Source organism: Bradyrhizobium sp. Leo170 (assembly GCF_004296405.1).
Taxonomy (GTDB): Bacteria; Pseudomonadota; Alphaproteobacteria; order Rhizobiales; family Xanthobacteraceae; genus Bradyrhizobium.
Window position 1 is genome coordinate 1 of sequence record NZ_PSRR01000407.1, and the last position, 6938, is coordinate 6938.

General features: G+C 63.1%; 7 protein-coding genes. 2 read left to right on the plus strand and 5 right to left on the minus strand.

Annotated features, from left to right (window positions below; all coding sequences use genetic code 11):
• Positions 1 to 279 precede the first annotated feature (279 nt).
• The 3 genes from CWO89_RS38595 to CWO89_RS38605 form a co-directional block, all read right to left on the minus strand.
• On the minus strand, positions 280 to 675 hold the full coding sequence (locus tag CWO89_RS38595; RefSeq protein WP_130583577.1) for a hypothetical protein: 396 nt from the start codon (positions 673 to 675) through the stop codon (positions 280 to 282).
• Between the two features lie 228 nt (positions 676 to 903).
• Complete coding sequence (locus CWO89_RS38600) at positions 904 to 1785, minus strand: DMT family transporter (RefSeq protein WP_130583578.1); 882 nt, start codon at positions 1783 to 1785, stop codon at positions 904 to 906.
• Between the two features lie 136 nt (positions 1786 to 1921).
• Complete coding sequence (locus CWO89_RS38605; protein WP_130583579.1) at positions 1922 to 2728, minus strand: response regulator; 807 nt, start codon at positions 2726 to 2728, stop codon at positions 1922 to 1924.
• Between the two features lie 279 nt (positions 2729 to 3007).
• On the opposite strand from CWO89_RS38605, the gene CWO89_RS38610 reads away from it, so the two are divergent.
• Together CWO89_RS38610 and CWO89_RS38615 are read left to right on the plus strand one after the other, a co-directional pair.
• On the plus strand, positions 3008 to 3220 hold the full coding sequence (locus CWO89_RS38610; protein WP_028165127.1) for a NepR family anti-sigma factor: 213 nt from the start codon (positions 3008 to 3010) through the stop codon (positions 3218 to 3220).
• Positions 3220 to 3768 (plus strand): sigma-70 family RNA polymerase sigma factor, encoded by a 549-nt coding sequence (locus CWO89_RS38615; protein ID WP_027579243.1) that lies wholly within the window; start codon positions 3220 to 3222, stop codon positions 3766 to 3768. Before CWO89_RS38610 ends, CWO89_RS38615 begins: the two co-directional genes overlap by 1 nt.
• A 300-nt stretch (positions 3769 to 4068) precedes the next feature.
• On the opposite strand, the gene CWO89_RS38620 is transcribed toward CWO89_RS38615, so the two are convergent.
• Positions 4069 to 5727 (minus strand): CHASE domain-containing protein, encoded by a 1659-nt coding sequence (locus CWO89_RS38620; RefSeq protein WP_130583580.1) that lies wholly within the window; start codon positions 5725 to 5727, stop codon positions 4069 to 4071.
• Positions 5728 to 6146: 419 nt separating this feature from the next.
• Complete coding sequence (gene ureG, locus CWO89_RS38625; RefSeq protein WP_130583581.1) at positions 6147 to 6815, minus strand: urease accessory protein UreG; 669 nt, start codon at positions 6813 to 6815, stop codon at positions 6147 to 6149.
• Positions 6816 to 6938: the final 123 nt, after the last annotated feature.

A 6938-nucleotide genomic window follows, 5' to 3' on the forward strand; every position in this document is an offset into this window, starting at 1 on the left:
AGCCGCCCCTCATCTGGGTGAGACGCGCGGAGTCATAGTGCTGATTTGCCCGACGGGTTAAGCGATTTATTTCTTGCGCGAGGGCTGGATGGGCCAAATCACTTTGGAATCGCTGGCGAATTTTCTTCAGTCATTCCGGGGCATCGCGAAGCGATGAGCCCGGAATCCATTTTGCCGCTTACACAAATGGCGAAATGGATTCTCTGATGCGCAATTGCACATATAGCTCACGACTTCGTCGCGCCCCGGAATGACGGATGGAGCGAGAGAACGATCGGCTCAGGTGACGCAGCGGCCGGGCTGCAGGCGCTTTGCTACTTCGGTCAGCACGCTCACCACGGGCTCGCAGGCGACCGTCATCCTGCGCTCGCCGGATTTGATCAGCGCGGGCGGCTTGGGGCGGCTGCGCGCCTCGTCCCTGACGACGGGAACGCGGATCACGACCGAGGTCTCGGCCAGGGTGTCGAGCTTCAGCGAAATGGTTTCGGTTTTGCTGGTGGCTGCCGGAACTGCCGCCCGGTCGGCCTTCGCCGTACGGTTGACGTCGTGTTCCGCCTTGGTGGAGGTAATGAGGCTGTGGCCCCCGATGAGATCATGCCCGGAGGCAAATTGCACGGCGCCGAAGGTCAGAGAAACGGCGAGCGCACCTAAAATTCCCTTCAATATCTGTGACATGACGATTCATCCCTCGCCCCATGGCGATCACGAACACAACTCGAACGAAACGCCCCCGTTCGTATGTCTGCGGATCACTTAACCGTGTTCAAAATTATTTCCGGAATCTCGGAACGTTTTTTCGCGATCCGCGTCGTTCTGGAAGCCGGTTATTCCCCCTGCCCCATTGACCGGCGATGTAGGGCGCGACCGTGGTGATGCCGGTCGCGCTCTACTTTTTTGTCCCGGTCACACTTTCTGCAATGCCAGCGTGACACCGCCGAGAGTCAGCGCCATTGCGGCAACTTCCCTCAGGCCCAGCGGCTCGCCGAGGATCGCGGCCGCCGCGATCACGGCCAGCACGGGCACGAGCAGCATGCCGGTCGACGCCGACACCGGCGGCAGACGGCGCAGGGTCTCGAACCAGGTGAGATAGCAGATGCCCATCGGCACCAGCGCCATGTAGACGAAGGAGGCAATTCCGCCCGGCGATATTGCCGCATAGTTCGGGCGCTCGAACAGGACGCCGACGATCAGCATCGCGAGGCACCCGAGGCCAACCTGCCAGGCGACGACCGCGAGCGGAGACATCGGCAACGGTTTGCGATTAAGGACATTGCCGAGCGCGAACAGGATCGCGCAAGACAGGGAAAGGGCGATCCCGATCAGCTTGCCCCGATCGAAGGCATAACCGTTGGCGCCAAGAAGCAGCGCAACACCGGCCACACCCAATACCAGCGCGGCAACATCCCCGATGGTCGGGCGCTGATGCAGAAACGGCGAGGCGAACAGCATCGCCCAGATCGGCATCGTATAGATGATCAGCGCGCCTTCGCCGACGGTGACGAATTTCATGGCGATGGTGCCAAAGCCCATCCAGGCGAACACATTGGTGAAGGACGCGAACAATAGCCGCGGCACGGCTTCGCGCGGGACCTTGAGCGATTGGCGGCTTCCGAAGGCGATGAGCCCGAGGATGAGCGAGGCGCAGACGCCGGCAAGACCCCGGGCGAACAGCGGCGGCCATTGCTGCAGCAGCAGCTTGATGAGCGGCCAGTTGAGCGCCCATCCAGCCGCCGTCACGCCGAGGCAGAGAAAGCCGATTTGTCTGTCGCGCGGCGCAGCATTCATGCCTCCGCTTAACAGCTACGCAATGGCGGCTCCAGTTCGTCCAGCGCAGGGGTCACATGAAAGGCGGATATCTCGGCGCAAAAATCCGACGCGCCGTGCGGCACGCCGGATCAGTCGACCTAACCAGAGAGTCCGTTCACGCCGAGGCGGCGCGCGGCGCGCGGTTGCGCGAGTTGCGCTGGAAGAACAGCGCCTGGCTCGCAACGGCCGAGACCATCGCGGGCTGGAATGGTTTTGAGATCAGGAACGCCGGCTCCGGGCGCTCCCCGGTCAGGAAGCGTTCGGGATAGGCGGTGATGAACACCACCGGCACCTCGAACACGCGCAATAGCTCGTTCACCGCGTCCAGGCCCGACGAACCATCGGCGAGCTGGATGTCGGCGAGGATCAGGCCGGGCTTCTTGTTCTTGGCGAGCGCCACTGCATCCGAATGGGTGCGGGCGACGCCGATCACGTTGTGGCCGAGATTTCGCACGAGGCTTTCCAGATCCATCGCGATGAAGGTCTCGTCCTCGATGATCAGGACGTCGGTCGCGATCTCGGCGGCCATCTCACGGCCGGCGGCGTCCGTGAGCTTGCGCGTCTCGCCGATGTCGATGTTGAGGATGTAGGCCACCTCCTCTTCCGAGAAGCCCTCCAGCGACAGCAGGAGGAAGGCCTGCCGCGGCAGCGGCGTGATGTTGGAAAGCCGGCGCTCCGGCGGCAGCGCCAACGTCGCCACATCGGCATTGTCGTTGATGGAGACCGAATTCCAGATTTGAGTGAACAGCCGGAACAGGCCGGCACGCGGCCCGTGCGTTTCGTCCAGAAGCGAGGGGTCCTGAAGCAGGGCCTCCAGCATGGCCGCGACATAGGCGTCGCCCGACGCCTGGTTTCCGGTCAGCGCGCGGGCGTAGCGCCGCAACAATGGCAAGTGTTCGGCAACGAGCTGCGATCGGGACATTCCCACTCCATCCTTGTGTTCGAGGCAATCGCCTGAAACGACCTATATCTCTCGGGCCGGCACATCCGTCCGTGGGCGACCCGCCTTCCCCTTGAGTTTGTTACGCCCGGACTACGCTTGAGCGTCGATAAAGTTCCACAAAAAGTTCCGGACATTCGGAACTTTCAGGCGAACTTCGAATTAGCGTACGACCGGCAGCAAACGCGGCCAAGACCGAAATTTCGAGGAAACTGCTTGAAACACAGGGACTTAACCTCTCGGGGAAACGTGGATCAGATCATGAAGGAAACCAAGAAGCAGGGCGGTCTCAACGCTGAGATCCAATCGAGAATCGGCCACCAGCTTCGCGCCATGTATGATGATGTGGTGCGACAGGGGGTGCCGGACCGCTTTGCGGAGCTTATCCGCAAGCTCGATGATCCCGCGGAGGCCGCCAAGCATTTGGCAGAGACTGACGAGCAGCAAGCAGCAAAAAATGACGGGAGGGACTAATGCCTCTCACCGACCAACTTCGCGACGATATTTTGGCGTCGGTGCCAAGCCTACGCGCGTTCGCGATTTCGCTCTCCGGCAATGGTGACCGCGCCGACGATCTGGTGCAGGAGACCTTGTTGCGCGCAATCGCCAACATCGACTCATTCCAGCCCGGCTCGAACCTGCCGGCTTGGCTGTTCACCATCCTGCGCAACCTGTTCCGCTCCGACTATCGCAAGCGGCGGCGCGAGGTGGAGGACGCCGAGGGCAACTATGCGAAGACTCTGAAGACCCAGCCTGCGCAGAATGCGCATCTGGAGTTCGAGGAGTTTCGCGCCGCACTCGACAAGCTGCCGCAAGACCAGCGTGAAGCTTTGATCCTGGTCGGCGCGTCCGGCTTCTCGTACGAGGACGCGGCTGCGATCTGCGGCTGCGCCGTCGGCACCATCAAGAGCCGCGTCAACCGCGCGCGATCGAAATTGAGCGCATTGCTCTATGTCGAAGGCGCGGAAGATTTCGGCCCTGATGACACCGTGCGCGCCGTGATCGGCGGCAACGGCGGCTGATGCTCGCCAACTCTTGATCGTCATGCGCAGGCTCGACCCGCGCATCCATCCCGGAAAAGCGATTTTCTGAGGAGTGATGGATTGCCGGGTCAAGCCCGGCAATGACGGCGAGAGCAGTGTGTAGGGTGGGCAAAGCGAAGCGTGCCCACCTTCTCTTGCACCGCCCGTGGATGGTGGGCACGCTGCGCTTTGCCCACCCTACGGCCGTGCCGCATCCGCCGTCATTGCGAGCGAAGCGAAGCAATCCATGCCTCAGCAAGCGGTGCTGTGGATTGCTTCGCTTCGCTCGCAATGACGCGTTCAGCGCGCCGGCCTCACCGGTGCGGAAAATTTCTCGGTGCGGTCGCGCTCGTTCATGTCGATGACGGTCTCCATCGGCGCCGTCAGCTCGTAGACGTAGCTGATGTCGGTGAAGTAACGTTTGGCCGTCCCGCCGAGCGCTTCGGGGGCGACGCGGTCGAGCAGGATCAGGCCGAAATCGGAATCGGGGCGGCGGGTGGCTTCGCTGGTGTTGAACTCCTCCCAGCGGAAATGAAAGATCGCCTCCGAGTCCTTGCCGTTGACTTCCCAGTTGGCGACGATGTGCGGATGCTTGCCCACCAGGGACAGGCCCTCGTCTGAATGCGAGGCGAGCTCGAAGAACAACAGCGACAGCGACTGTGCGGCGCGCGCGCTGACCGCGATATCGGGGCCGGAGATCGCGATGCGCTCGGCATGCGGGATGGCGCGGGCCTCGAACAATCCTTTCAGCTTCACGCCCTGCCACTGGCTCTCGCTGAGCAGCGTGACCACGTTCGACATGGCGTGAATGCGACCGATCAGGAGATCGCGCGCAGCATCGATGTCCGAGCCATGGCGCAATGTTCGGGTGACGATCGACTGGATCACGGCGAGGATGTTCTTGACCCGGTGGTTGAGCTCGTCGATGACAGCGGTCAGCCGCCGCTCGAACCCGATCCTCACCTCGATCTCGCGGCTGAGCCGAAGGTTGTTATAGGCGACATAACCGAACAGGCCGCAGACGATGCCGGTCAGCGCGAGGCCGATCGCCGCCACGATCGCCGCGGTCTGGTTCGCCCGCGCCGCGGCGGAGGTCTTGGCGTAATAAGCGAGCGACCAGTCGCGGCCGCCGAACGTCACCGTCCGGACCATCGACGGCGCCGGCCCATCCGGCCGCACCGCGCGCGAAGTGATGACACCCTGGTCGTTGGCGACCAGCTCGTCGTTGGAATCGCGCGGGTCCTTCAGCACCACCGAGAACAGCGACATATCGTCATTCGCCAGCATCAACGGCCCGAGCTCATACGAAAATGTGACGAATCCCGCGGGCTCCGAGGCGCCCTGCTGAAACACCGGCGCGGCGAGCGCGACCCCGACCGGCCCGTTCTGGCGCAGCAGCGGAATCGGATCCGAGGCCACCGGCTTGCCGTCTGCCATCGCCTGCGCCAGCATCGGCCCGATCACGGAATGGTGGTCGAAGCTGCGGCCCGGCAGGATGATGGTCTCCGGCGTCCGCGGCTCCAGGTCCATCATCACGTTGACGGGCTTGTCGAGCGCCTTGATGTCGAGAGGCTGGTCGTCGAAGTCGCGGATGGTCGGATTGGGGAAGCCGGCCTTCTTCAGCTCCTGCTCCGCCGCCACGAGCTCGTCGGGCCTGAGCCGCGCAATCCAGGCGGCAATCACGAAATCGGTCTTGAAGGCATAGATCGAGGAGCGCAGCGGCTGCAGCATGTCGGCCTTCACCACCGACGGCGCGCGAAACAGGCCCGAGGAGACGCGGGCGAGCAGTTCGCGCTCGGTAAGCCGGTCCTGCACCAGGCTGGCGTGGACGTCGATCGCCCGCGCCAGCGCGATGCCGTCGAGCGTCAGCTCCTGCTCGTGCACGCGATAGGCCGCGAGACCGGAGAGCAGCACCCCGATCAGCGCAATGAAGGCGATAATGAAACCCAGCCGGACCACGCTGTTACTCGGAGACTGTGGGTTGGCGAAGATGAACAGCGGACATCTGGCGTCTGCGGGGGCGACAACGATTGGATACGGGGTGAACGCCAACCGCGGCGGAATATGGAGTGGCGAGCATCGGTACGCAACGGAAGGCGGCAATTAACGTGAACGACGGCTGGCGCCGGCTGGCGAAAGCAGCGTCAGAGTTGGCTAATGGGAGTGGCTGGATTTTGTTCCCATTGCGGCATGGAATATTTCGCCGCACCCGCCGTTTGCCGCTTGCGTGAAAGTAGCGTAGCCCGGGTGAAGCGCCAGCGTGACCCGGGACCGCTCGTGGACGTCGACGCAGATGTCCGGGGTTGCGCGTTCCGCTCCACCCGGGCTACGAGGCGCGTTAAAATCTTAACGAACGGCATATCATATTAACAAATCGTTCAACCCGCCTTTGCCTTGTCCTTGGCCTTGGCCTTGGCCTTGGCAGAGGCTTTCGGGCGCAGGCCGCCTTTGGCCTCAATGAAGGCGATGATGCGCTCAAGCCCGTCGCTCTTCTTCAGGTTGGTCATGACGAAGGGACGCTCGCCGCGCATCCGCTTCGCATCGGTCTCCATCTTCTCGAGCGACGCGCCGACATAAGGCGCGAGGTCGATCTTGTTGATCACGAGCAGGTCGGAGCGGGTGATGCCGGGGCCGCCCTTGGACGGGATCTTGTCGCCGGCGGCGACGTCGATGACATAGATCGTGAGGTCGGCCAGCTCCGGCGAAAAGGTTGCGGCCAGGTTGTCGCCGCCGGACTCGATCAGCACGAGATCGAGGCTAGGGAATTTCGCGCGCATGTCGGCGACCGCGGCCAGATTCATCGAGGCGTCCTCGCGGATCGCGGTGTGCGGACAGCCGCCGGTCTCGACGCCGGCGATGCGGTCCGGCGTCAACGAACCCGAGCGCACCAGGAACTCGGCGTCCCATTTGGTGTAGATGTCGTTGGTGATCGCGGCGATGTCGTAGCGCTCGCGCATCGATTTGCAGAGCAGGTCCATCAGCGCGGTCTTGCCCGATCCAACCGGACCACCGACACCGACGCGAAGCGGGCCGTGAGATTTGGACATGTCAGGAGGCCTTCCACCGTCGTCCCGGCGAAGGCCGGGACCCATAACCACCAGAGTTGATTGTTGGGCGACGCTGCGGCTTCAGCCCGACGTAACCACGAACACCGGTGGTTGATGGGGTGG